We start from the raw sequence: 24,786 nt of genomic DNA, 5'->3' as shown, positions 1-24,786 counted from the left end.
ACAGGTGACTACTAGCCATGTCCATATATAGACACTAATCATCAACTATCGCCCTCTCAGAGGGAGCCGTGCTCTAATACAGTCACACAACCGTAATATCTCACGTTTATCCTCCGCTCAAAAGGAGATACACAATGCCCCCCAGCCGACGCACATTCCTGAAGGGACTCGGAGCAGTTACCCTAGTGCCTGCATTATCGAGTTGCTCCGATAGCAACGACAGCAAACCGATTACAGACGAACAACCGGTGTTGCCCCCGCGACCAGTGCCATCAGAAAATTTCGATTTTCCAATCGTATCCGAGCTGCCCTTTGCCCACGGCGTGGCCAGCGGCGACCCACTCTCCGATCGCGTGATTATCTGGACCAGGGTTACCGAAGAGAATATCACCTCTCCTTCCGTAGCGGTGCAATGGCAAGTGGCCACAGATCCGGGCATGAACACTATCGTAGCGCAGGGTACACAGGATGCGATTGCCGATCACGACTGGACGATCAAAGTGGACGTCATCGGCTTATCACCTGCGACCACCTACTACTATCAGTTCAGTGCACTGGGCGGCCTCACGTCCATCGTCGGGCGGACACGCACCGCGCCGGACACCGATGTCAGCGCGCTGCGTGTTGCAGTGGTCGCCTGCTCCAGCTACTGGTCATCCTACTGGAGCGGCTATGGCCATCTGGCAGATCGCAATGATATCGATCTGGTCGCACACTGCGGGGACTATATCTACGACTTTGTAGACGAGGACGAGACCGTGCGCGCGCGACGTGACCGCGCCGATATCAACGATGTGGATTATCGGGATTGGCTCAATCTTCAGGAAGTGCGACGACGCTACGCGCTCTACCGCTCAGACCCCAATCTATTGCGCGCCCACCAACAGCATCCGTGGGCCATTATCTGGGACAACCACGATATCTCGGTCAACTTCGGCAATGAGCTGGAAGACGGTAGCGTGGATGCAAGCGGCCAGACGACGACACTGCAGGATACCGTACAGGCGTTCTATGAGTGGACGCCCACACGCCCCGTGCGCGCCGACGGCAGCGGTGAGTTCGTCCTGGTAGATGACGGTAGTTACCCACAGCCGGCAGACCCACTGCAGGTCTATCGCAAACTCGATTACGGGCCCATGGCCGACATATTCTGTGTCGACACGCAGCTCTATCTGCCCTCGCGTGAAAGGCCGGGCATTGTGTCAGACAGCTCACATCTGTCATCGGGCAACAGCTTGTTCTCCAGGCCACAGTACGAATGGCTAACAAACAGTATGTTGACCTCACAACAGCAGGGTAAGCGCTGGCGAATAATGATCAACCAAACCTGGTTAACAAGCGAACTGACGCGCTGGGCAGATTACCCCGAAGAACGCCAGCAACTGTTCCAGTTTCTGCGCGGAGAAAACGCTGCTGCGCAGCGCGTGCAGAACAATATAGTGGTGTCGGGTGACATGCACGGGAACTGGGGAGCCGATCTGGTGGAGAAGGATCTTACCGACTACCAGTCAGGCGGCATCGCACCCAACCCCCTAAACGGATCAACAGTAGAGAACACAGCCGCAGGGTTTTTCCGCAGCAGCACTGCCAATACTGCCGTCGATAATGCCAGGGCAGCCTCGGTCGGCGTGGAGTTTGCACCCACATCGATGGGCAGGGGTGGTTTTGACGAAATCATTGCGAACAGCTCGCCTGATTCAAGCTTTGAAGAGCAAATCAGCGCCTCTCGCACTACTGAGAAAGGGTTGATGGGCATCACGCCGGCCTGCCAGTTTGTCGAATGGGTTGATCATGGTTACGGGATTGTTCACCTCACTGAGGACTCGGCTACTTTTGAGTACTGGTGGCAGGACAAACTCACGCCAGGGTCTCCGGATGTGCTGGGCAATCAGATGATCGCGTTCGCAGCAGATGATACAGCTGCCACGCCGCCGCGTTATCGCAATCAATTGGATCATGTCAGCCTGCACGGGCTAGGCGTTAAAGCCACGGCGGGTGACCGGACAGCCGAGCCCGCGCCCGAGGGCATTCTAAACCCGCAATGACTTTTCTGTGCACGATGGCTGCAACAGGAATGTCGCAAAAACTTCACGGTACTGACACTCGCTCCTTGTAAATTTGCGTAAACCAACAGGCGCTGGCTACCGAGGTGGCCGGTGCTTGGATCAAGGAAGCTATGTTACAGACTACGGTTTTTTCGGTACTCGCAGCTTGCGCCACCGGCGCCCTGCTCTACAAAGTCCATATTCGTCTCCGACTTTCCAGGGCCAAACACCCTTCGCTTCGCGGGCACGCCAAATGGTCCCGCAGAATCGCGCGGCAAGTGGCAGCCTACAGCTTCGACCACGACCAGTACTTTAGCAGTGACGGCGCGCCCAAGGCCGTAGCCAACCAGCGACGTGCAGGGCTCGCTCGGCTTTCACAGACGTTCGCCGGGCGCTCACCCGAAACGCTGGCGTGCGCTGCCTCACTCGATGGCGCTATTTCGGACGTTAATTTTACCAGCAACTACCGTGTCCCATTTCCCTACCGCGATCAGCTGCCGCAGCCTTTAAAACAAGCGGCTGTGGTAGAGGAATCTGCCGATGTGCGCGTGCGCGATCTCGACGGCAACTGGCGCTATGACCTGACCGGCTCCTACGGTGTCAACGTATTTGGCTACGACTTCTATAAGGAGTGTATTGCTGAGGGCTCTGCCCTGGTCCAGCGGCTCGGCCCGGTACTCGGTGCCTACCATCCGGTGATCCGCGACAACGTTGCCAGAATCACCCAGATAGCGGGGCTGGATGAGGTGTCCTTCCATATGTCCGGCACCGAGGCCGTTATGCAGGCTGTGCGGCTGGCGCGCTATCACACAGGCAAAACGCATCTTGTGCGGATGTGCGGTGCATATCACGGCTGGTGGGATGGTGTGCAACCAGGGGTCGGCAATCAACGCAACGTCGATGATGTTTACACATTGGCTGATCTGAGCGAGAACACACTCAAGGTACTGGGATCGCGCAAAGACATCGCCTGTGTCCTGATTAACCCACTGCAGGCGTTACACCCCAATGCCGATGCTGCGGGAGACGCCAGTCTTGTCAACAGCACCCGCAGCGCCAATTGCAATCGTGAGGAATACGCACAGTGGTTGCAGCGTGTGCGCAGCGTCTGCAACAGACGGGGTATTGTACTGATCTTTGATGAAGTGTTTACCGGCTTCCGACTCGGCTATCGCGGCGCACAGGACTATTTCGGCATCCAGGCTGATATGGTGACTTATGGCAAGACACTCGGCGGCGGTCTGCCCGTTGGCGTACTGTGTGGCCGCCGTGACCTGATGCAACGGTTCAAGCCCGACCAACCGGCCAATATCTCCTTTGCCCGCGGCACCTTTAACTCGCATCCCTATGTAATGGCGGCGATGAACGTCTTCCTGAGGCGCGTAGAGCAGCCGCACTACCAGCAGCTATATACAGAGGCAGAAGCGACCTGGGATGCGAGAATTGCACAGCTCAATGCGCGACTGAAAGTTGCCGATCTGCCGGTCAAAGTGGTTAACCTGCATACCATCTGCACCGTGCTTTATCAGACGCCCTGCCGCTATAACTGGATGTTCCAGTTCTACCTGCGTGATCAGGGGCTCGAACTCAGTTGGGTTGGCAGCGGCCGCATGATTATGAGCCTGAACTTCACCGACGCAGATTTCGAAGAAGTCACCAGACGGTTTGTCAGCGCAGCACAGCAGATGTCTGCTGACGGCTGGTGGTGGCAGGCGGAGCAGCTCACGACCAAATCCATTCAGCGACAGTTAGCGTTTGAAATGCTCAAGGCGCGTTTCCCAATGCTGGGAAAACTGCGGACACCCCGACAGCACCACCAGCCAGCCAACGCAGGAGAGGCAGCGCCATGACTATCGAAACAAAACTGACGGCTATTCGCCCCGGTGAGTTCAGGAGTTCGATCACGGAAGAGTTCAACTCGTATCTGCTGCGCGAATCCACACGGTTTGCAGGCGAGGATACCTTGCGGGTGGATTTGCACTGCCACGACCACAACAGTGACACCCCCGATGAACTCTGGGGCCGTATTCTGGGGCTGCCGGAGACCTGGCTCAAAACCAGCAAGCTGGTCAAGTGCCTGCGCCGCAACGGCAGCGACGTGCTGACGGTGACCAATCACAACAACGCCCGCTCCTGCTGGAAACTGCTGGATCAGGGATACGATGTGCTGGTGGGCGCCGAATTCACCTGTTACTTTCCGGAAGCCAATCTCTACCTGCATGTACTGACCTACGGCTTCACTCCCGAGCAGGAGGTGGTGCTGTTTGACAAACGCCAGAATGTGTACGATTTCCTGCGCTACGCGGCCGCACAGGACATTCCAGTGGTACTGCCACACCCGCTATATTTCTACACCCGCAATGACAAAATCAATCTGGAATTGTTCGAGAAGCTGGCCGTTATGTTTCAGCGGTTTGAGGTGCTCAACGGCCAGCGTGACTTGTGGCAATCTACACTCACACTGAATTGGGTGCAGAGCCTGACGCCGGAGAAAATCCGCGAATACGCCAGAAAGCACAAGCTGAATCCGAGCGATTTCGGTGTGAACCCCGACCAGCCCAAGGCCTTGAGTGGCGGCTCAGACGATCACATGGGCATTTTTGCAGGCCAGTGTGGCACCCGGCTGATGGTGCCAAACCTGGAGCAACGGCTGCGTGAAGAACCGGCGTCTAAACTGGCGCTCGAAGCGATTCGCGCTGGCAACATGGCGCCATTTGGCCATGTCGCTGAAAACCAGAAACTGAATATCGCGCTGCTGGATTACTTCGCGCAGATCGCCACAAACATCGAGGACCCAGGGTTACTGCGCATTCTGCTGCACCGCGGTGAAGCAAGCGACAAGCTGGCCTGCTTTGCCCTCAGCAATGTGCTGCTGGAACTACAGAAGCACAAGCAATCGCGGAAGTTTTTCGAGTTTGTCCACGATGCTCTGCAGGGTAAAAAACCCAACAAGATGCTGCGCTGGAAGATTTCGAAGAAATACCGCTTCTGCATCACCTATCTGGAGCAAATTGCAGACAGCCGGGCACAGGGGTCTGCCGAGGAGTTCACCCGCACTGTCAACCTGGCCATCACCGGGCTCTTTACCGAGATCAACAAGGTCATCATACAGCGCGTACAGGATTCCAAACTGGCCGACAAACTGAGCGAACCCGGAGCCTTCTCCACCGAGGAGCTAACGCGCAAGTTTGAGGTACCCAGCCAGGTGACGGCGTGGCTGTTGGGCACTCCCAGCAAGTACACGCAGGTCACCGACCGCTGTCTGGGTGACCTGTTGGACAAGCTGACCTTCCCTGTAATGATTGCTGCCGTACTGGCCGGTGCCAACCTGGCCAGTACGCGGGTGCTCTACCAGAACCGCGAGTTTCTCAACAACTTTGCTGCAGACCTCGGTCGCAATCACCACGAGTACCGTGCGCTACACCTGACAGACACGCTGTTCGACAAGAACGGGGTATCCAACTCGCTGACGGGTAAGCTGCGGCAGATACAGGGCAATGACCTCGCTATCGATATGTTGGTGTGCCACGAAACTGCAAAACCCGAACCGCACCTGCATGTGACGCGCCCGCTGACAGCCTTCACATTGCCCGAATCCGGTGGCCAGCAGCTTCGCGTACCGGATCTACTGGAGGTTTCCCGCATTTTCTATGACGGTGGTTACGACCGGGTCATCTGCTCGACCGAAGGTCCGATGGTGGCGGTGGCCCTGTTTCTCAAACACATGTTCAATGTGCCCTGCTACTTCTTCATGCACACAGACTGGATCGAATACATCAAGTGCACCACGCAGGCGACACAACACGAACGCGACCGTGTGCGGCGCATCCTGCGACTGTTGTACAGCCAGTTTGACGGTATCTTTGTACTCAACCGCGAGCACCGCGATTGGCTCACAGGTTTTGAGATGGAGCTGGACGCCGACAAGGTTTTCCTCACAGCGCACCATGCACCACAGGTACCGACGCAAGTACAGCCTATCGATAAATCCGAGTTGTTCGAGGATGCAACGGACAGCACCCCGGTACTTTTCATAGCCTGCAGGCTCAGCGCCGAAAAGGGCATCATGGACCTGCCTGACATCATCGCCCGTGCCAGAAAAGTACTGCCGGACCTGAAACTGGTGATCGCTGGGAGCGGGCCGGCCGAGGACGAGCTTAAGGCACTGCTGCCGGATGCCAAATTCATGGGCTGGATAGACAAGCAGACGCTGGCATCACTCTACGCTGGCCTTGATCTGTTTGTGTTCCCCTCGAGGTTCGATACCTTCGGCAACGTATTGCTGGAAGCCTTCGCCCACGGGATGCCGGCCATCGCATATGACTGCAAGGGGCCGAGGGACATCATAGAACACGATATCAGCGGCTACCTGGTGAATGATCCCAGGGAGATGGCTTCGCAGATCGTCAGTCACTACAGCTGGCCTGACAGGCGCGCCACGATGCGAAGTGCAGCACTGGCGCGAGCAAGGTATTACAGCGCAGACCGGATCATGACGCAGTATGTTGAGGACCTCGGCCTGCCCGCTCCCCAGTGCGTACTGGAGCATCGTTCGGTTGCCTGACCTATGGCCAAGATGATCCACACACTGTCGCAGAACGCACAGCTCAACTTTCTACTGACCAACCGCATCCCACGTCGGTTGGCCACACAGTTTATGGGCTGGTTGAGCGGCATCGAGAACCCGCGCCTTACCCGTGTGCTCATTCGAGTCTGGAAAACCTTCGCCGATGACCTGGATCTAAGCGAAGCGCCACCACGCGAGTATGCCAGCCTGCAGGAATGCTTCACGCGTCCGCTGCTACCGGGTGCACGAAATATCGACCTGCGTGAGGATATCGTCGTCAGCCCCTGCGATGCGATAGTCGGCGAACACGGCGATATCGTCGGCACCACGGTGTTCCAGGCCAAGGGGTTTCCCTACTATCTGGAAGACCTCATCCCGGACCGAAGTGTGCGCGAACGCTACCGCGACGGCAAATACATAACCCTGCGCCTCAAAAGCAGCATGTACCACCGCTTCCACGCTCCACTCGACTGCCGTATACCGCAGGTAACCTACATATCCGGTGACACCTGGAACGTGAACCCTATTGCCCTGCAGCGTATCGAAAAGCTCTACTGTAAAAATGAAAGAGCGGTGATAAACCTCGACACTGGCCGCCCCGACAGCGGTGTCTGCCTGGTGGCTGTTGCTGCAATTCTGGTCGCCAGTATCCGCCTGCACTGGCTAGAGAACCTGTTGGATATGCACTACAAGGGCCCACAACAAATTGCCTGCGACGCCGCCTTTAATAAGGGGGATGAGCTTGGCTATTTCCAGCACGGCTCAACCATCATTCTGTTCGCCACATCGGATTTCGGATTCTGTGATGACATCCGCACCGGCGAGCGTGTACAGATGGGCCGCGCACTACTCCATTACTCAGAACCACAACCCCTTAATGAGGTGACTACATGACCTTTCTTGAAGAGCTGCACCGACAACGCTGGGATGACCATCGCTACTACCACCACAACCGCGTGAACCAGCTACTGCACTTGTTGAGCGCTAGCTGCTTCGTGGCCAGCTACTACCTGTTGTTTGTCGATCCCGTTGCCGCCGTAATGGTCGGCTGGTTACTGGCGATGGTGCTGCGGCAGATCGGTCACTTCTTCTTCGAGCCCAAAAGCTATGATGAAGTCAACGGCGCGACACACGAGTACAAGGAAAGCGTGAAGGTGGGCTACAACTTGCGACGCAAAGTGATACTGCTATCTATCTGGATTGCAGTGCCTATTGTGCTCTGGTTCATTCCCGATTTCTTTGGCCTGCTGGGTGACCAGCAGATTGATAAGGGGTTGATCTATAACACCACAATACTTTGGCTGTTCACCGGCATAGGCGCAGTGCTGTTCCGCACGGTACATCTTTTCCACCTGATGGGATTTCAGTCCGGATTGGTGTGGGCGATCAAAATCCTGACCGACCCCTTCCACGATATTAAGATCTATCACCGCGCTCCGATGCATATCCTCAAGGGCGATATGTATGATGACATGACGGACTGGTACCGCGAGGTGACCTTTGACGAACACGCCGACCCGGCCTCGTAATACGCGGGCGCAGCGCAGTTCACCGGCCTATACCATCACCGGGATTTACCGTTGTTCTGTTCTACGCTGGAGCGCAACTGCTACTCTTTGCTAAACGTCGTCCAGCGGGAGTAGGGAATGGAAAAAGTTGTGATAGTCACCGGTGCTGCAGACGGTCTGGGAAAGGCATTTGCCACACGCTTCGCCCGAGCGGATTATCAGGTGTTGATCGCCGACATCAATGATGAAGCCGGCCGGGCCCTTGCCGCGCAATTGCAGGCAGAGAATGGCCGTGCCGACTACCAACACTGCGATGTGACGCAAAGGCACCAGGTTGAAGCGCTAGTGAATACTGCGATAGAGCAGTACGGCGCAGTCGATGTACTTATTAATAATGCCGTGCCACCGGCCGCATTGACACCATTGGAAGAGAAGTCCGACGAGGAGTTCCAGCGCCAGTTGGACGGCTCCTTCTTTGCGGCGCGCTGGGCGATGAATGCGGCCTTTGCGACAATGAAGGAGCGCGGCTTCGGGCGCGTCATCAACCTGTGTTCACTCAACGGCGTGAATGCGCATCCACAGACGGCGGACTATAACGTGGCCAAGGAAGCCTTGCGTGCGCTCACCCGAACGGCCGCGCGCGAGTGGGCTCCCTACGGCATTACCGTCAACGCTATTTGCCCCGGTGCGGTGACCGCAGCATTTCTCGCGATGCAGGAGTTTGCGCCGGAGATGGCCGAGCGTGTGAACAAACAGGTACCGATGGGGTATATGGGTGATCCCTATGAGGATATTTCGGGCGTTGCCCTGTTTCTCGCCAGCAAGGAAGCGCGGTATATGACGGGTAATACCCTGTACGTTGACGGCGGCGGCCATATCAACGGTATCAACTGGGCATCGCTGTTTGATTGATGAGCACGCCCCACCCGATTCGCTGCAACCGCAACCCGATTGGCAAACAGGCACAGCTCGCCAATGACCGGGTTAAGGGAACTGCCGAAGAATCAGCGTGTCGCCGCGCTGGGTAAATTCAATATGCTTGAGAAAAGACATGCCCAGTAATATCTCGTCGGTCTGCAGGCCTGGGGAGATTGCGGCGGGCACATCGTACAGCTCGATGTCGCCCACGCTGATCCTGCTGAGCGTCGTCGCGTAGCTGGTTGTCATACCGTTAGCCGTCTGCGTGGGGAAGGCTCTACCGCGCTGGAGCCCCAAACGGGATGCCACAGCGTCAGAAATTGCCACACCGGTGGCACCGGTATCGAGCATGAAAGTCACCTTGCTGCCGTTTATCTCTCCGCTAGTGACGTAATGACCAAACTTATTTCGCTGCAGCACCACCTCGCGAACACCGTCCTCAGTATAACCAGTCTGCAGGGTCTGGTTGGGGTTGTATTGCTTATCGAGTAAATCGCTGAAATAGGCCACACCCAGCGCAAGCAGCACCAACCATGCCAGTACCTGCATGGTGGTGCCCATGCGCTTCTGCTCATGAACTTCGCTGTCGTCGCTCATGGGCTATCGCCGAGCAATCAGGCGGTTTTATCCGCTGCGTCTGTCGACCCTTCAGCCGGATAAAAGTGAACATCGCGCTGCGGGTATGGAATAGAGATGCCCTGCTTGTCGAACTCGCGTTTCACGGTTTCCATCACATCCCAGTGAACATCCCAGTAATCTGCTGTTTTCGCCCATGGGCGGCAGATCAAGTTCACCGATGAATCGCCCAGTTCATGCAAGCGGATCTTCGGCTCAGGGGTTTCCAGTACCTTGGGGTGCTGTGCCAGGATGGTATGCAGAATCTCCTGCGCTTTGGCAAAGTCATCGTCATAGCCAATGCCGAACACCATATCGACACGACGCGTATCACTGCCTGTGATATTAATAATTGCGCCGTTCCAGACGTTGTTGTTGGGTATCGTGATCATCTGGTTGTCGAAGGTCTTGATGGTGGTAGACAACAGGTTCATCCCGTGCACGGAACCACTGACATCACTCACGGTAATCGCATCCCCCATATCAAACGGGCGATAAATGAGGATTAACAAACCACTGGCGAAATTGCTCAGCGTACCCTGCAAGGCCAGACCGATGACCAGACCTGCAGCACCAATCAACGCCAATACAGGGCCGATATTGATCCCTATAATAGGTAGGCAGGCAATGAAACCAACCACCAGCACAGAACGCCGCACAGCGACCTTGATGAAACTCCCCAACAGCATTGAAACCGACTGCTTGCTAATCAGCCGGTCGGTAAAACGGCCTATCAGCCGGGCAATGAGTACGACAATCACAAGCGCCGCAACGAACTTCGCTACATTGATAAAGAATAGTACGCCGCCGTCATCGGACTTCAGCCATTCCTGCAAGGCCAGTAACGCGGCACTGGTATCATCGATATGCGGCGCGATTGCCGATACCGCATCCAGATAGAGGCGCTGGTCCTTGACGTCTCCACCCTTTCTCTCCAACGCATCCAGCACGAGGCCGTACCGCTTTGCGATGCTGCCCTGTTCGAGGCGCATAGCGGCAATTTTGCTCTTCAGGTTGTCATCCACAGCCGTCTGCTCTGCGGGGGGCGCAGTACCCGATGGGGAGGCCGCTTCCGCCTTCTGCGAACCATCCCGATTGCGGATTTCAAGATTACTCACTTGCGCGACCTTGCTCGATAGTACGCTCTGCCAGGCAGTTGCCTCTACCTCCAGTTCCGCTTTGGTCAGCGGTAGCAGTTTGGAACCCAGGTCGTCGATACTGATATTCACGTTCTTCGCTGTCTTTGCGACATAGTCAGTCTCAGCAAAAGACGCGGGATGAAAAAGCGCCATAATGAGTGCCATGACGGCCGCGCATCTAAAAGATTTCGTCCAATTTCCGTAGTTCACAGTGTCTCCCTTGAATCTGCAGTCTGTTCATGGGTCATTATAAAGGGATTAGTGCGAAGCTGGCCAACCGCTTCTGCTACTCAATAGGTACTGCTATGCTTGGGCTTCAATCCTGACACTGAAAACGACTATGCCCTACCCGATCCGCGACAGGCGACTTTTGCAGAAACCGGCCCTCGGCCTGCTCTCATCCAGATTGGCACTGCCCGCGCTGGCCCTACTCAGTGGCCTCACTATCGGCGGAACTGCAGGCGCTGAGGATAAGCCCAACCCCGAACTGATCAAAGCACCGGCGGAGGCGACTGAGCAGGGTGGCCGTTGGAAATTCTATGCCGGCACCATGGATATCGACGCAAATGACTATTACGACCCTCACGGTGTCGATTTCAAATGGGCCTATTCGCGCAAGGACCCGCTGCCGGCCGACCCCAGAATTTATGTGATGATGCACGGTTCCGGTGGCGGCGAAGGGACCATGCGGGTATTCGGCCCCTCTTCACTGGGTGACATCGAGGTACGCACCCAGGATGCAGAGGCCTACAGCTCCAAATGGCGGGAGTGGTGGACATTCGGCAGTGATGGCACCCCCTACCCAGGCCGCAGAATCGTCGCCACGCTGGAATTCCTGACCGAGCGCTACGGAATCGATGTCAGTAAACGCGGGATCGTGCTGGGCGGACCATCCATGGGTGGTGCCGGCGCGGTGATTCAAACGATGATACTGCCCGAACCATGGCGGAATGCCATCGCCTATTCCTCCGCTGTATCGGGTGTGATCATGCCGCGACAGATTGCACAGCGAGACCCGGCGCAGTACAGCACCTTCCCTCCCGATAACCTGGCTAACGAGGCGCTGTGGGACAGCATTGACTTCGCCATCCAGTCCCGCAAGGACCCGATAGTACGAGGCATGCACTACCGGCACGCCTTTAGCACGAATGACCAATTCAGTGCCGGTCTAAAAGGGGCGAGCACGCACTTACTGTTTGTAAACCTGGTGGAAGAACAAAAAATCGGGGGCGCTTTCAGCTGGGTAAAAGCCGGGCATGCATTTTCCGAGGCGGGTGTAAATCTGCCGAATATGTCGGTGTTTGAAAGCCCTGAACAGGATGTAACGCTGGACCGCGCCCATCCCGCGATTACACACTCAACCGGTAACTATCCCCTGCTGGCATCGGACCGGACAAAACAGGCGAAATTTCCACGGGGCCACTACAACATGGGTATCACCTGGGATCACGCCAATATTGTCGACGAGGCCACACAGATCGTTTTTCCCCTGAAGTATCAGCGGCGCGTGAAGATTGGCAAGGGGGTTCCCGATCAACCGGAGACCATCACCATCAGCGTCACTCCCCGCCGTGCGCAGAACTTCGAGTTGCGAGACGGGCAGACCCTGAAGTGGTCATGGGATGATGGCGTCCTGTCCGGAGAGGCGACTGTCACGGGCGATACCGTGACGATTGATAACATCCCGCTGGCGTCGGGAGACGGCTACAAAAACCTCAGGATTTACCGCCAGGGCGCTGCCGGGTAGCGCTCGGGCACGCATCGCCGGGTTGCCCGAAGCAAGCTATTACATGGCGCGTACAAAGGTCGAGGTTTCATCGCTGTCACTTTTCACCACCAGTTGATTCTCGTGGAAGCTGACAATAGTACTCGTCGTCGAGCTGTTCAAACCCCTCTCGTTGCTGATGTGATCGATGGACAGAGTGATAACGTCGCCCTCCAGCATCCAACTTCCGTGCACTTTGCCGGTAGCGCCCTGACCGAGAGTGGCACCGATGAAACCATTGGAACGAGCATGACTGCTAAAGCTGCCGTCTGCCTTGAAATTAAGCGATTCACTCTCGTCGCCGACATTGCCCTGCCACTCGCCCAGCAGTGCTGCACGATACTGCGGTTCAGTCAGCAAGGCGCCCTGTTTCTCACAGGACGAAAGCCCGACAGCAAGCAGCAATAGCAACAGCGCCTGCATACCCCCGCGCAACCACCTCGCCCCACCGAATCGCGCCTTCAGCTTGAAGGCAGGCTGCGTGGCGGAGGGCACTTCCATTGTTCGGCGAATACTCACAATCCGGACCTGCTACGTGTTTATTAGATGCCCGAGCATACCCTGAACGTAAGCACGGGTAAAACGGTCGCGCCCAGTGTCGTTCGGCCAACCACTTCCGCGACTTCTTAATTCCACCAAGCCGTGGTGTAATATGCACGCCATCACCAAGCTGGGGCCCTGGTGTCACGCTTGTCCTAAATCCAAATAAGAAGGTGCCATGGGTGAACATCGGTATTGACGCTACCTGCTGGTGGAATAATCGCGGGTTCGGCCGATTCACACGCGAACTGCTAACGGCACTGTTCCAGCTTGAATCCAATCACCGTTTCTATCTCTTCGTCGACCAGCCGCTGTGCGAGTTCGAAAAACTCGACAATGTGTGGGTGGTACAGGTTGAATCCACGCGACCGACCACAGAAGCTGCTGTGGCAGACAGCAGACGCTCTGTCCCTGACATGTATCACATGTACAGAGCGGTCGCCAGAACCCCGCTGGATATCATGTTCTTTCCCGCTGTGTACTCCTGGTTCCCGGTGCCCCGTAGCATTCCCAGCATGGTGACTGTCCACGACGCCATCGCAGAACACTACCCCAAGCTGATATTTCCAAAGTGGAAGAACCGGTTGTTCTGGACGCTGAAAGTAAAACTCGCGCTGTGGCGCAGCTCACGCATCCTCACAGTGTCGCAGGCCGCTAAAGCAGAGATCATCGAATATATGGGTGTCGCCGGCAATAGCATTGATGTTGCCAGTGCTGCACCGAACCCCCAGTTCACACAGACCCATGACAGTGCACTGATTGCAGCGGCACGCCAGCGAGCCAAGTTGCCGCCGGATTCACCCATCATTGTCTATGTGGGAGGGCTGGCACCTCACAAAAACCTGCACGGGCTGCTCGACGGTTTCGACAAGGCCGTTTCAAGCGGCCGCATCGGCAACGTGCATCTGGCGCTGATCGGCGACTTTCAAGGCGGAGGCTTTCTGTCCAATTACCATTCACTGAACGAGAAAGTGACGGCAAACCCGACGCTACACGAAAGAGTCCATTTTTCAGGGTACGTTTCTGACGAGGATTTGATAGCGCTGTACAGCAGCGCTCTGGCCGCAGCGATGCCGTCGTTCTCCGAAGGTTTCGGGCTGCCAGCCATCGAGGCAATGGCGTGTGCGGCGCCGGTACTCTCCAGCGACCGGGGATCACTACCGGAAGTTGTCGGTGACGCCGGCCTCTATTTTGATCCGTTTGATACCCAGGCTATCTGCGAGGCGATTATCGAAATGGTGGAGAACACGTCGCTGCACGCGCGCTTATCCGCAAACGCATTGGCCAGATCCCGCGAGTTCAGTTGGGAACACGCTGCGCGCCTGACACTCGAACATCTCGAGAACCTGCACGGCGGTTAACCGGCACTACATAACCAGTACTACAGATCGACAAACACATTGTCCACAGACACCGGCTGGCGAACCACCTTGATCTGCAACAGCTGATCGGCCAGCGTCTGCCAGCGAAGCTGTGTCATTTCACCCACCTTTTCGGTGTCGGGTGTTTTGATCAGCGCGAGCTGCGCCTGTGCACTTAGCGCAAAGGTTTCGGCGGACATCGCACGGTTGAGTGCCAGCATAGCCTTATTCGTCTCAGTTGGGTCCTGCAGGTAGCTGTCCCAGCCGCTGCGAACAGCTGCCACCATGGCTTTCACTTCATCGGGTGATGTCTCCCAGCGCTGGCGCTGGGTAACCAGTACTGCGGTGTAGGGGTTGTAGCCACTGTCGGCAACCAGGAAGGTTTTTACCTCGATCCCTGCTGCTGCAGCCGTCAAGGGCTCACTGGTGACAAAGCATTGCTGAGACACTTTTGGGTCGTTCTGGAAATTGCCGATGCCACCGAGGTAGGGCGCGGTGACAACCTTGAACGGCGAATACTGCTTCTTGAAATACTGCGCATACGGCAGACCGGATTGCCACAGCAGCACACCCTCGCTTTGCAGCACTTCATCGATGGACTCAAAGCCGCGCTCGGCGTGCGTCATAATGCCCTGGGGATTGGTCTGGTAGGTGGCAAACAACGCGACAATATCGCTCCCACCTCGCGCCAGCGCGATGATGACTTCATCGGCAGAGACTATGGCGTAATCCACTCTGCCAGCCAATAGCATCTGAATGGTGGGCGTGCCCGAACCGCCCTCGATAATGTTTACATCCAGGCCATTGTCCGCGTAGTAGCCCTGCACCTGCGCGGCATAAAACCCGCCAAACTGTGGCTCCGGTTTCCAGTTCAGCGCCAACACCAATGGCGCGGGCGCAGCAGCGGCTTGCGCCAGAACCTGGCAACTGAACAACACCGCATACAAAAAAGTAACGAGCCTAGGCATTACAATTTCCTCAAGTAGGGCCTGCCGCGCAACAAGATGCGGCTGACGACCTCAATAATAAACACCAGTAACAGCGCCAGCACGCTGGACATGACCACCCCGCTGAACACCAGATCGACGCGCTGCTGGGTGCGCGCTGCATCTATCAGGCTGCCCAGCCCGCCTCCGGCGATAAACTCACCGACAATAGCACCGATCACTGCAAGCCCGGCTGAAATCTTGATACCTGTCAGAATATACGGAATCGCCGAGGGTATCTGTAACTTGAATATTAACTGTAATGGCGAGGGCCGGTACAACCTGAAAAGCTCTTTCAGATGAGGGTCTGTTTCCTGCAGTCCGGTCAAGGTATTGGCAAGGATCGGAAAAATGGACACGATGAATGCCGACGCACGCACCGTAGGCTGACCAAAACCGAACCAGATCACCAGTAGTGGTGCGATGGAGATAATCGGTACCGTCTGAAAAAAGATGCAAAATGGCAACACCGCACGGCGCACAATCGGAATCGCAAAAAACAACAGCGCCAGCGTGACACCACTGATCGCACTCCAACCCAGACCCCAGGCTATCGAGTTTGCCGTGCTCAACGTGGCCGCGTAGATTTCCGGCCACAACTCCACAGTGGTCTGAAATATCTGCGTGGGGGACGGCAGCAGATAGGAAGCCACCCACTCCTGCGCAACGACATACTCCCAGATCAGCAACAGGGCTGCCAGAAAAATCCAGGCCGGATACTTCTCCACCATCCACGCCTTCAGTCGCTCGGTCATAGTGGTACCTCGCCGCCACCGGAGACAGCGCTACCCTGCTCCATCTCACTGAAGAGCAGCGAGTAGGTTTGCACGATGGCATTGAATTCGGGCGCCAGCTTCAGTGCCTGATTTCGCTCACCGAAATCGATACCCCGCCAGTCCCTCGCGCGGCCCGCGCTGTCCATCAATAGAATCTGATCGCCCAGATACACGGCTTCCGAGATAGAGTGGGTCACAAATACGTACTGCAGTTGCAGGCGCGATTTAAGCTCCAGCAAAAGGTCCTGCATACGAAATCGCGTGCGCTCATCGAGCGCGGCAAACGGTTCGTCCAGCAGGATAATTTTTGGCTGGGTGACCAGTGCACGCGCCAGTGCCACACGCATTTGCATGCCACCGCTGAGTTCACCGGGGAAATGCTGCAAGCGCTCGCCCAGCCCCAGTTGCTGCAGCAAATCGAGCGCATAGGCCTGCGCTGCCTGATTTTGCTGTCGCGTGAGCTCCAGCGGCAGCAACACATTTTCCAGACAGGTGCGCCACGGCACCAATCTGGGCTCCTGAAACACATAGCTCATGTGCATTGCCTGCGCCGGTGCCACGCGAATAGCACCACTGCTGGGCTCCTCCAGCCCCATCAAAAGTCGCAGCAGTGTCGTCTTGCCGCAGCCCGAGGGGCCGAGCAGGCTCAGGCAACTGTCGGCGGGGACGGCGAACGATAAATTATCGATGATCGCGTGCTCATCATCGGCGAAGCGTTTTACCAGATGTTGCACTTCGATGGCAGGTGCTGGCGCTGACTGTGTATTGATCTGCTCGCTGCTTTGCATTTCCTTTATCCCGAACGTCACATCGAGCGAATCGATTGAAGCTTGCCGCCCGGCTTCGCGCGAAGACGGCCCGGCACCCGCATCATATATCCTGACGGCGAAGGGTGCCAAACCGGTTTCAGCCAGAAAGCGGTGCCGGCGCGCAATCTAGCGATACTCCATCTGCACAACACTTCCCGATATACTGCTTTGCACCGCCACATCTATTCGCCGGGGTTGCTCTGACGTATGACATCCAAACAAGGCTACGGATTCAGGCTCACACTTCTGGGGATATTTCTGCTCACCTGGGCCTGGGCCGCGTGGAAGCCACTTCACCCGGACGACTGGCTGCTGGAGAACTATCTGGTCTTCTTCTGGGTACCGGTGCTGCTGGTCACCGCACGCTTCTTCCGGTTATCGGATATTTCCTACGGGCTTATCACGCTCTTTATGTGCCTGCATGTCATAGGCTCGCACTCAACCTACGCCGAGGTCCCCTTTGGCGAGGTGCTGCAGCGTTGGGTGGGCGCGGAACGGAATATGTACGATCGACTGGTGCATTTTTGCTTTGGCCTGCTGCTGGCCTACCCGGTGCGTGAAGTGCTGGTACGCATCGCGCAACTGCGGGGATTCTGGGCGTACTTTTTTCCCATCGACATCACATTTTCGATTTCAGCCATCTACGAAATCATTGAGTGGAAGGCCGCCGCAATGGTCGCGCCGGATCTGGGGCTGGCATTTCTGGGCACACAGGGCGATGTTTGGGATGCGCAGAAGGATATGCTGCTGGCAGGTATGGGTGCCATCATCGCGATGTTTATCGTGTTTCTCTTCAATCTCTGGCTGAACCCCAACACTATGAAGGAGATTCGCGACAGCTTCCGGCCGCGCCCGGGGGATCATCCGCTAGGCGAGGAAGAACTGGAACAGTGGCTGGAAAAGGAACGGCGCTAGGTGATGCCCTGTGGCGCCGCGTGGCAAGTTCCGTCGCGTCAGTGCATCAAGAGGAATCTGCTTGCGATATCCACTGGCCGGAGAACGTCTTGTTCAGCGCCAGCTTGTAGCGGTCATAGAGGAGTTTGACGCGTTTGACATAAGTGCGGGTTTCTTCGTACGGCGGAATACCGTTGTGCCGTTTCACCGCGCCCGGCCCGGCGTTGTAGGCGGCTGTTGCCAGCATCGTGTTTCCATCGTGCTGTTCCAGTAGCCAGGCGAGATAGCGCACACCACCAAAAATATTGTCTTGCGGCTCCAGTGCATCGACAACATCCATGTCACGCGCCGTTGCCGGCATCAATTGCATCAAACCCAACGCACCCTTCTTCGATCGCGCCCCCGGTCTAAAGGCCGATTCGGCATGTATTACAGCTCGCACCAGTGCCGGATCGACACGGTACTTTCGGGCGGCGGCGGTAATCGTGGAGCGGTAGTCATTCAAGTAGAGCGGGATATTGTTCCAATCCAGAGTGGATTTGACGTTGCAGGCAAAACAGGACAGTTGCACGACCTCGTAGCTGATACCCATCGGGGCCCTATCAGAATACGAGCGCACGCCGGATCTATTCGTATATTTGAATATTTTCATCGACGGCTTTTCTGCATCCGTTTCCTGTGCAGACGTCTCACTGGACAATACCGTGCCGTGCGCCGATAGCATCGTGCCATTAGTGTCTGCGCCTGCGGAGGCCGCAGACAACAACACCGCAGCCAGCCCCGACCGAAGTAAAACTTTCACCCCGTTACATACCTTTTTATCGTGTTGCTGCTGCAGTTTACGACAAATTGCGCGGGTAGCCGGGTAGTTTTCTGGGGAATTGTAGACTTTTTGCCGGACTCAGCCCCGACAACGGGGCTGCTGACCGATAATTTGCGCCAGTTTAACCGGCTTCCAGCTCTTCAGTCGGGCCAAAAAACTCAAAGTGGATCTGCGCGGGTGGCACACCTAAATTTCTGGCGATTTTGAGCATAGCAGACATAAAGGGCTTGGGGCCGAGGAAGTACAACTCCACATCGCGGTCTTCCGGCAGTTGCTCCGCCAGCATATCCTCGGTTACAAACCCAGTGGCATGTGGCGAGCATTCGGGTTCCGGTTCGCTGTAGACATAGAGTGCCGATAGATTGCTGTTGGCCGCCACCAACTGATCGACATGTGCCCTGAAGGCATGCACCTTGCTATTGAGCGCTGCGTGAATAAAGTGCACCTCGCGGCCACTGGTGGCTTCCACATTGACCATGCTGATCGCAGGAGTGATACCCACTCCGCCGGTTAGCAGGACCAGGGGCTTGTCATTTCTGCGCAGTACAAATTGGCCCGATGGCGGCAGCAGGTTCACCTCACTCCCCACCTCCAGCGTGTCGTGCAGGAAATTGGACACCAGACCCTGCGGTTCGCGCTTGATACTGATACGCAGATAGCCTGTGCCCGGTGCATCCGACAGGCTGTAGTTGCGCCGCACGCTTTCGCCGTTGATGGTCAGCACGACCGTAATCGCCTGTCCCGGCTCAAACTCGGGCACTGCTCCGCCGTCGACGGGTTCGAAGTAGAAAGAGGTGATAACGGAGCTTTCCTCAACGCGCTTCACCAGTTTAAAAGCCCGTTCCCCGCGCCAACCGCCCGCTGCCTGCTCGGTAGCGCTGTATACCGACTCCTCAGCGGCTATCAGTATCTCCGCCAGCTGCCCATAGGCTTTGCCCCAGGCATCGATAATCTCATCGGTGGCCGCCTCTCCCAGCACCTTGGCAATCGCCTGCAGCAGGCAAGTGCCAACGATGCTGTAGTGCTCCGGCAGTACACCCAGCGAACAGTGCTTCTGCACAATCTGTGCAACGGCATCACTCAGGTTACCCAACTCGTCGATATTCGCACCGTAGGCGACAACGGCATTAGCCAGTGCCTTCGGCTGCGTGCCCTTGCCCTGGTTCGTCTGGTTAAAGTAGGGAACGACCTCGGGGTATTGTTCAAACATCAACGGGTAGAAGCACTCGGTGATTGCATCGGCATGCGCTTTCACGGCGGGTACGGTGGCTTTGATCACATCGACTGTCGCTTTATCCAGCATTGGGGCTTCCTCTCGATTGGGTACAGAATATTGGGTACACCTGCTTCGCGTACCTGCAACATGTAATACACAAAGCGTGCCAAGTCTTAATCCGTTGTATTTGCTCTACTTTCGCACTATTTAGGTCATAATGACCCAACACAATTATGTGTCCTTATCACCCATTTAAGGTTATTCTGACCTAATGGACATTCTGCCCTTCATCGACATTGTCGAAGACCTGAATCGCGACCTCACCGCCGGGCAGCGCTATCAGCGCATGTTAGAGAGACTGCACCGCTCCTACGCTGAGCGCAGCACCCCCTGTGACGCTATCGCGCTGCTCAAACTCGAAGGCGACGAGTTGCGCCCGCTCGCCGTGATCGGTCTCAAGCGCGAAGCGCTCGCCAGGCGCTTTAATATCCAGGAACACCCACGGCTACACGCGATCCTGCAAAATCGTGCCGTTACCCGGTTTGAGGCAGATTCCGATCTACCGGACCCTTATGATGGGCTGGTAGAGGACGGCCGCGACCAACTGCACGTCCACGACTGCATGGGCAGCACAATTTATATCGCTGACAAACCCTGGGGGGTACTGACGCTGGATGCGCTATCGCCCGGCGCCTTTGACCACCTCGACCCCATGGAAACCCGCGCCAATATCGCCGCGGTCACCGCGGCCATCAAAACCAGCCAGCACATTGAAGCACTCGAGCTGCGTGCCGAGCATCAACACGAGATCACCCAGCGACTCATTGCCCATGACCTGAAGCACGAAATTATCGGGCGCAGCGCAGCACTGCAGGACATGCTGAGCGAAATCCACACGGTTGCGCCGACCGATCTGTCTGTGCTGATCACCGGTGAAACAGGGGTCGGCAAAGAACTGGTAGCGCGCAACATTCACCTGTCCTCGCAGCGCGCCGCCCAACCACTGGTGCAGATTAACTGCGCGGCACTGCCGGAGAATATTGTCGAAAGCGAACTGTTCGGCCACGTGCGCGGCTCATTTTCCGGGGCGACCAATGACCGCAGCGGCCGCTTCGAATTAGCCGATGGCGGGACGCTGTTTCTCGACGAGGTTGGTGAGCTCTCACTATCGATACAGGCCAAGCTTCTTAGGGCGCTTCAGAGTGGAGAGATCCAGCGCATCGGCAGCGACAGGGCCATCAACGTCAATGTGCGCATCATCGCGGCAACCAATCGCGAGCTACAGCGCGAGGTGAAGGAGAGTCGCTTCCGCGCGGATTTGTATCACCGCCTGAGCGTCTATCCGCTGCCGGTACCACCGCTGCGCGAGCGGGACAAGGACTGCATCCTGCTGGCCGGATACTTCCTGGAAAAAAACCAACACCAACTCGGTGTCTCCCGGCTGCGACTGTCCGCCGGCGCCAGTGACCAATTAGAGCGTTACGACTGGCCGGGCAATGTGCGCGAACTGGAGCACCTGTTGAGCCGGGCTTCGCTGCGAGCCATACGCGAACAGGGCCGGGACAGCCGTATAATCAGTATTGATGAGCACCACCTCGGATTGCAAAACGGGGCTGGCACCGTGGCTGCCGGGCCCATCACCGCGGAGGCCCCGCCCGGCAAAGACGACGCTCCCGTGCGCAGCATGCGCGAAAGCCTCGACGCCTTTCAACGCCAACTGATTGAGGAAAAACTCAGGGCGCACAATGGCAAACTGGCAGCCGTCGCCCGATCATTGAAGCTGGACCGCAGCAACCTGGTACGCACGATGGCGCGCCTGGGAATGCGGGAGCATTAGACGAAGCGCTGAGAGCTGCCCGCCACCGACAACACTGGTGGCGGGCAGTTAGAGCATCACTGTGCCGAAAGATCAGTCACTGCACAGTATTTCCATTTTGCGACGAGCCAGATCCACCTGTTCAGCCGTGGTCGCTTCGACAAGCTGCTGCTTGGCATTGTGGCATTCTTTCGCCTCCATCTGGAAGCTGCCCTGCAATTCTTCGCGCGCTCGCGCTGAAGCAGCGTCACATGCGGTGGGAGTAACCCGGCGAACATTGGTAGTGCTGCCGCTCTCCTCGACAATCACACAATCCCCCTTGATGATTTCCGTCTGGTCGGTCACAACACGTATCGAGTTCCCGTCAGTGGTGAGGATTGTATACGCCATGCCGTTGCGACTACCCTGGGTCGCACTGGCCAGCGCCCCACCGGCGCCGGCACCGATAATGGTGTTACGCGCCTTCTTGCTGGTCGACTTGCCGCCGGCCGTCAGCAGGCCCAGTGCCCCACCGATCAATGCACCGGTACCCGCCTCTGAATCCAGCGTCACGCGCTGCACATTATCGACGATGCCCGTACTGATCCTTACAGACTGCCCCGCTTTCTGGGCAAGCGCCGGCGCTGTCGCCAATAGCAGTGACAGTGATGTCGCAGCGAGGGTTCTGGTCATTCCTGTTTTCATATTCTGTGACTCCAAAGCAGCCCGACTCCAGCGCCGGGCGATTAATCAAATGTGATGTCAGCAATAGACTGACGCGTACTACTGGGCGGCCTGCCTTTTCTCCATAAATTTTTGCTTCATGGTTTCTCGCATCGCCGACTTCTTCTCTTCGTACTTGCCGTATTGTTCCGGGCTCAGCACCGCCTTCATTTCGGTATCTTTAGCCGCCTCGTTTTTTTTGAAGGTCATCGCTTTTCCGAACTGCGTGCCGCTGGAGTCCATCACCGTTTGGGCCTCCTTCGCATACTTGAGGTTAATCTCAGCGACCGCCTTGGTGGTCGCCTCGTCCAGCGAGAGATCACTCTGCATCGCACTCGTCAACTTATCAGCCCGCTCTTGCGGCGTCGTATTCTTGAAGTCGCCCATCTGCGCCATAGACGGCGCTGGAAGAAAAATCACCAAAGCCAAACCCAGAAAGAGGCCGGTCAGTTTATTCATTGTGTAATCCCACCTTAATCCGATGAAAATGATGTAAGAATTCGCACGCCACTGCTTTTCTGCAGTCACGGGTAAGCCTGTAGTTAAGACTAGAGCGGCGATGAGATCAAGTGCGGGTATGAACCGATGCTTAGTGGACCATTTCAAGCTACACTGCGCTCTGTTTACCCCGGAAATTACCATGCGCACAGTAGAGATTACCAAACAGCCTGTCGAACTATTCAAGATATTGAAATTTGAGGGCATGGTAAGTACCGGCGGCGAAGCCAAACTAGTGATTGCCGACGGGCAGGTCAGTGTCAACGGCGAGGTGGAGACCCGCAAGCGCAGAAAGATTGTCGACGGCGATAACATCGAGTTTGCCGGCGAAGCCCTGCACATCCGCCTGGCCTGAGGCCGCCCTTTCGTGGCTAGGTCACCGAAAACTCGCAGGCCCTCTCGCCAGGCATCCATCAAAACGGCCCCCGTCCGGCTTTGGGGTAAGGCCACGCTGACTATCGAACGCATGAGTCAGGAGGGTCGCGGCGTAGCGCGGCGAGACGGCAAAGTTGTCTTTGTCAGCGGCGCACTGGCCGGCGAGCAAGTGCTGGCGCAGTGCACCGCTGTAAAAAAGGGCTTCGATGAAGCAGTGATGCTGGAGCGGGTTACCGATACCCCACCCAGTGTCGACCGCGTTCAACCTACGTGCCCGATCTTCCATGAATGCGGCGGTTGCAGCCTGCAACACTGGTCGATGCTGGCCCAGCAGCAGCACCAACAAGCGATGCTGCAAACGCTGCTGCTCGGAGATTTCCCACTTGAACTCGACCCACCCATACTGAGCGAGCCAGATGGCTACCGCCACCGGCTGCGCCTGCAAGTTATACGTGACACCCAAAACGGCTTTGCGCTGGCGCTGCGGCAGCACCGATCGCGGCAGACCGTGCCGGTAGGGCGCTGCGAGGTGGCCAATGCGGCGGTGAATGCGATGATTCAGGCTTTGCCTGAAAGGCTGCGGCGCGCGCCGGAACTTCAGGGGCTGCGGGAGATCGAGATAGATGCCGACAGCGACAACCGGCTTGGCCTGTGTTTCTATTTCGCCGCAAATCCTGGCGAACAAATCCTGTCCGCGCTGCACGATGCATTACTGGCTGACGAAATCATCGCGCTGCGCACTCGTCTGGCCACTCCGAAAAAGTCGCGTGGCGATACGCATTTCGGTGACGACGGCGAGGACCCGCCGGGTCTTTGGCAGGAGCTATCAGCGTCGGGACAACTGCAGCTTCGCATCGGGGGAGTTAGCGTCGATGAGCAAGCGCCATTGCCTGAACTGACGCTGGCTTATCAGCCAGGCGACTTCACCCAGACCCATTGGGGGGTCAACGCCGCACTGGTGGCGAGGGCGCTGACATGGTTGCAGCCGGGTGAGGATGAAGACGCCCTCGACCTGTTCGCAGGGATAGGCAACTTCAGCTTACCACTGGCCTGCAAAACCAAAACCGTCCGGACATTTGAAAGCGACGCCAGCATGACAGCACGGCTTAGCGCCAACGCTGAACGCAACGGACTGAATAATGTGCGCGCCGCCACGCTCAACCTTATGACGGACAACGTGCAACTGCCTCGCGCAGATATCGCCATTCTGGACCCGCCGCGAGCGGGCGCGAAAGCCGTTTGCGAAGCGCTGGCAAAAGCAAACGTGAAACGACTGGTGTATATCTCATGCCACCCGGCAACCTTGCTCAGGGATACCCGAATTCTGCGCGAGGGGGGGTATCGCCTGATCAAGGCAGCGTCGGTCGACATGTTTCCACATACTGGTCACAGCGAGGCGATGGCGCTGTTCCATCGTGCGTGACGAGCACTGC

The 24,786-nt window shown here is 56.8% G+C and carries 22 protein-coding genes; 12 read left to right on the top strand and 10 right to left on the bottom strand.

Annotation, left to right across the window (positions count from 1 at the left end; all coding sequences use genetic code 11):
* The first annotated feature begins 134 nt into the window (after window positions 1-134).
* From AC0L6S_RS18385 to AC0L6S_RS18360, 6 genes are all read left to right on the top strand, one after another.
* Complete coding sequence (locus tag AC0L6S_RS18385; RefSeq protein ID WP_473425569.1) at window positions 135-2,045, top strand: alkaline phosphatase D family protein; 1,911 nt, start codon at window positions 135-137, stop codon at window positions 2,043-2,045.
* A gap of 278 nt (window positions 2,046-2,323) precedes the next feature.
* Window positions 2,324-3,895, top strand: coding sequence for an aminotransferase class III-fold pyridoxal phosphate-dependent enzyme (locus tag AC0L6S_RS18380; protein WP_473425568.1), 1,572 nt, complete (start codon window positions 2,324-2,326; stop codon window positions 3,893-3,895).
* The gene (locus tag AC0L6S_RS18375; protein WP_473425567.1) at window positions 3,892-6,609 is read left to right on the top strand and encodes a glycosyltransferase; all 2,718 of its coding nucleotides are present in this window, start codon (window positions 3,892-3,894) and stop codon (window positions 6,607-6,609) included. The genes AC0L6S_RS18380 and AC0L6S_RS18375 overlap by 4 nt, the downstream gene beginning before the upstream one ends.
* Window positions 6,610-6,612: 3 nt before the next feature.
* Window positions 6,613-7,506 carry an archaetidylserine decarboxylase gene (gene asd, locus AC0L6S_RS18370; RefSeq protein WP_473425566.1) on the top strand — a complete coding sequence of 298 codons (894 nt, stop codon included), beginning with the start codon at window positions 6,613-6,615 and terminating at the stop codon, window positions 7,504-7,506.
* Window positions 7,503-8,141, top strand: a complete 639-nt coding sequence (locus AC0L6S_RS18365; protein WP_473425565.1) for a hypothetical protein — start codon at window positions 7,503-7,505, stop codon at window positions 8,139-8,141. Before asd ends, AC0L6S_RS18365 begins: the two co-directional genes overlap by 4 nt.
* 117 nt (window positions 8,142-8,258) lie before the next feature.
* Window positions 8,259-9,032 carry an SDR family NAD(P)-dependent oxidoreductase gene (locus AC0L6S_RS18360; RefSeq protein ID WP_473425564.1) on the top strand — a complete coding sequence of 258 codons (774 nt, stop codon included), beginning with the start codon at window positions 8,259-8,261 and terminating at the stop codon, window positions 9,030-9,032.
* Window positions 9,033-9,104: 72 nt separating this feature from the next.
* Here AC0L6S_RS18360 and AC0L6S_RS18355 read toward each other — a convergent pair whose 3' ends face one another.
* Both AC0L6S_RS18355 and AC0L6S_RS18350 read right to left on the bottom strand, forming a co-directional pair.
* On the bottom strand, window positions 9,105-9,635 hold the full coding sequence (locus AC0L6S_RS18355) for a retropepsin-like aspartic protease family protein (protein WP_473425563.1): 531 nt from the start codon (window positions 9,633-9,635) through the stop codon (window positions 9,105-9,107).
* Between the two features lie 17 nt (window positions 9,636-9,652).
* On the bottom strand, window positions 9,653-10,957 hold the full coding sequence (locus AC0L6S_RS18350; RefSeq protein WP_473425562.1) for a mechanosensitive ion channel family protein: 1,305 nt from the start codon (window positions 10,955-10,957) through the stop codon (window positions 9,653-9,655).
* A gap of 175 nt (window positions 10,958-11,132) precedes the next feature.
* Between AC0L6S_RS18350 and AC0L6S_RS18345 the strand changes: the two genes are divergently transcribed.
* Entirely contained in the window at window positions 11,133-12,539 is a 1,407-nt protein-coding gene (locus AC0L6S_RS18345) for a hypothetical protein (protein WP_473425561.1), read from the top strand.
* 39 nt (window positions 12,540-12,578) lie between these two features.
* Here AC0L6S_RS18345 and AC0L6S_RS18340 read toward each other — a convergent pair whose 3' ends face one another.
* A complete protein-coding gene (locus tag AC0L6S_RS18340; protein WP_473425560.1) occupies window positions 12,579-13,076 on the bottom strand; it encodes a hypothetical protein in 498 nt (165 codons plus the stop codon).
* Window positions 13,077-13,279: 203 nt separating this feature from the next.
* On the opposite strand from AC0L6S_RS18340, the gene AC0L6S_RS18335 reads away from it, so the two are divergent.
* Window positions 13,280-14,458, top strand: a complete 1,179-nt coding sequence (locus tag AC0L6S_RS18335; protein WP_473425559.1) for a glycosyltransferase family 4 protein — start codon at window positions 13,280-13,282, stop codon at window positions 14,456-14,458.
* Between the two features lie 20 nt (window positions 14,459-14,478).
* On the opposite strand, the gene AC0L6S_RS18330 is transcribed toward AC0L6S_RS18335, so the two are convergent.
* From AC0L6S_RS18330 to AC0L6S_RS18320, 3 genes are read right to left on the bottom strand one after another with little or no spacing between them, the layout of a single operon-like run.
* On the bottom strand, window positions 14,479-15,426 hold the full coding sequence (locus tag AC0L6S_RS18330; protein ID WP_473425558.1) for an ABC transporter substrate-binding protein: 948 nt from the start codon (window positions 15,424-15,426) through the stop codon (window positions 14,479-14,481).
* Entirely contained in the window at window positions 15,426-16,199 is a 774-nt protein-coding gene (locus AC0L6S_RS18325; RefSeq protein WP_473425557.1) for an ABC transporter permease, read from the bottom strand. Before AC0L6S_RS18325 ends, AC0L6S_RS18330 begins: the two co-directional genes overlap by 1 nt.
* Window positions 16,196-17,008 (bottom strand): ABC transporter ATP-binding protein, encoded by an 813-nt coding sequence (locus AC0L6S_RS18320; RefSeq protein WP_473425556.1) that lies wholly within the window; start codon window positions 17,006-17,008, stop codon window positions 16,196-16,198. Before AC0L6S_RS18320 ends, AC0L6S_RS18325 begins: the two co-directional genes overlap by 4 nt.
* A 228-nt stretch (window positions 17,009-17,236) precedes the next feature.
* On the opposite strand from AC0L6S_RS18320, the gene AC0L6S_RS18315 reads away from it, so the two are divergent.
* Window positions 17,237-17,944: a DUF2238 domain-containing protein gene (locus AC0L6S_RS18315; protein ID WP_473425555.1), complete on the top strand. Its 708-nt coding sequence runs from the start codon at window positions 17,237-17,239 to the stop codon at window positions 17,942-17,944.
* Between the two features lie 46 nt (window positions 17,945-17,990).
* On the opposite strand, the gene AC0L6S_RS18310 is transcribed toward AC0L6S_RS18315, so the two are convergent.
* Complete coding sequence (locus AC0L6S_RS18310; protein ID WP_473425554.1) at window positions 17,991-18,725, bottom strand: lytic transglycosylase domain-containing protein; 735 nt, start codon at window positions 18,723-18,725, stop codon at window positions 17,991-17,993.
* A gap of 142 nt (window positions 18,726-18,867) precedes the next feature.
* Complete coding sequence (hmpA, locus tag AC0L6S_RS18305; RefSeq protein ID WP_473425553.1) at window positions 18,868-20,049, bottom strand: NO-inducible flavohemoprotein; 1,182 nt, start codon at window positions 20,047-20,049, stop codon at window positions 18,868-18,870.
* A 184-nt stretch (window positions 20,050-20,233) separates the two neighbouring features.
* On the opposite strand from hmpA, the gene norR reads away from it, so the two are divergent.
* Window positions 20,234-21,799, top strand: coding sequence for a nitric oxide reductase transcriptional regulator NorR (gene norR / locus AC0L6S_RS18300; protein WP_473425552.1), 1,566 nt, complete (start codon window positions 20,234-20,236; stop codon window positions 21,797-21,799).
* A 72-nt stretch (window positions 21,800-21,871) separates the two neighbouring features.
* Here the strand turns inward: norR and AC0L6S_RS18295 are convergent, their stop codons facing one another.
* Together AC0L6S_RS18295 and AC0L6S_RS18290 are read right to left on the bottom strand one after the other, a co-directional pair.
* Window positions 21,872-22,450, bottom strand: coding sequence for a hypothetical protein (locus AC0L6S_RS18295; protein WP_473425551.1), 579 nt, complete (start codon window positions 22,448-22,450; stop codon window positions 21,872-21,874).
* Window positions 22,451-22,540: 90 nt separating this feature from the next.
* Window positions 22,541-22,939, bottom strand: a complete 399-nt coding sequence (locus AC0L6S_RS18290) for a hypothetical protein (protein ID WP_473425550.1) — start codon at window positions 22,937-22,939, stop codon at window positions 22,541-22,543.
* 181 nt (window positions 22,940-23,120) lie between these two features.
* Here AC0L6S_RS18290 and AC0L6S_RS18285 point away from each other — a divergent pair, with 181 nt between their 5' ends.
* Entirely contained in the window at window positions 23,121-23,333 is a 213-nt protein-coding gene (locus AC0L6S_RS18285) for an RNA-binding S4 domain-containing protein (RefSeq protein ID WP_473425549.1), read from the top strand.
* Between the two features lie 12 nt (window positions 23,334-23,345).
* Window positions 23,346-24,776, top strand: a complete 1,431-nt coding sequence (locus tag AC0L6S_RS18280; RefSeq protein ID WP_473425548.1) for a TRAM domain-containing protein — start codon at window positions 23,346-23,348, stop codon at window positions 24,774-24,776.
* Window positions 24,777-24,786: the final 10 nt, after the last annotated feature.

Source organism: Halioglobus sp. D3-4, assembly GCF_055809315.1.
The sequence above is the reverse complement of the archived record's forward strand: the minus strand, read 5'-3'. Positions and strand labels throughout refer to the sequence as shown.

Coding starts and splice junctions, on each gene's coding strand:
- norR (WP_473425552.1), top strand. CDS start 20,234: ATGGACATTCTGCCCTTCATCGACATTGTCGAAGACCTGAATCGCGAC.
- AC0L6S_RS18330 (WP_473425558.1), bottom strand. CDS start 15,426: ATGCCTAGGCTCGTTACTTTTTTGTATGCGGTGTTGTTCAGTTGCCAG.
- AC0L6S_RS18355 (WP_473425563.1), bottom strand. CDS start 9,635: ATGAGCGACGACAGCGAAGTTCATGAGCAGAAGCGCATGGGCACCACC.
- AC0L6S_RS18375 (WP_473425567.1), top strand. CDS start 3,892: ATGACTATCGAAACAAAACTGACGGCTATTCGCCCCGGTGAGTTCAGG.
- AC0L6S_RS18385 (WP_473425569.1), top strand. CDS start 135: ATGCCCCCCAGCCGACGCACATTCCTGAAGGGACTCGGAGCAGTTACC.
- AC0L6S_RS18350 (WP_473425562.1), bottom strand. CDS start 10,957: ATGGCACTCATTATGGCGCTTTTTCATCCCGCGTCTTTTGCTGAGACT.
- hmpA (WP_473425553.1), bottom strand. CDS start 20,049: ATGCTGGATAAAGCGACAGTCGATGTGATCAAAGCCACCGTACCCGCC.
- AC0L6S_RS18365 (WP_473425565.1), top strand. CDS start 7,503: ATGACCTTTCTTGAAGAGCTGCACCGACAACGCTGGGATGACCATCGC.
- AC0L6S_RS18315 (WP_473425555.1), top strand. CDS start 17,237: ATGACATCCAAACAAGGCTACGGATTCAGGCTCACACTTCTGGGGATA.
- AC0L6S_RS18360 (WP_473425564.1), top strand. CDS start 8,259: ATGGAAAAAGTTGTGATAGTCACCGGTGCTGCAGACGGTCTGGGAAAG.
- AC0L6S_RS18345 (WP_473425561.1), top strand. CDS start 11,133: ATGCCCTACCCGATCCGCGACAGGCGACTTTTGCAGAAACCGGCCCTC.
- asd (WP_473425566.1), top strand. CDS start 6,613: ATGGCCAAGATGATCCACACACTGTCGCAGAACGCACAGCTCAACTTT.
- AC0L6S_RS18285 (WP_473425549.1), top strand. CDS start 23,121: ATGCGCACAGTAGAGATTACCAAACAGCCTGTCGAACTATTCAAGATA.
- AC0L6S_RS18320 (WP_473425556.1), bottom strand. CDS start 17,008: ATGCAAAGCAGCGAGCAGATCAATACACAGTCAGCGCCAGCACCTGCC.
- AC0L6S_RS18295 (WP_473425551.1), bottom strand. CDS start 22,450: ATGACCAGAACCCTCGCTGCGACATCACTGTCACTGCTATTGGCGACA.
- AC0L6S_RS18290 (WP_473425550.1), bottom strand. CDS start 22,939: ATGAATAAACTGACCGGCCTCTTTCTGGGTTTGGCTTTGGTGATTTTT.
- AC0L6S_RS18325 (WP_473425557.1), bottom strand. CDS start 16,199: ATGACCGAGCGACTGAAGGCGTGGATGGTGGAGAAGTATCCGGCCTGG.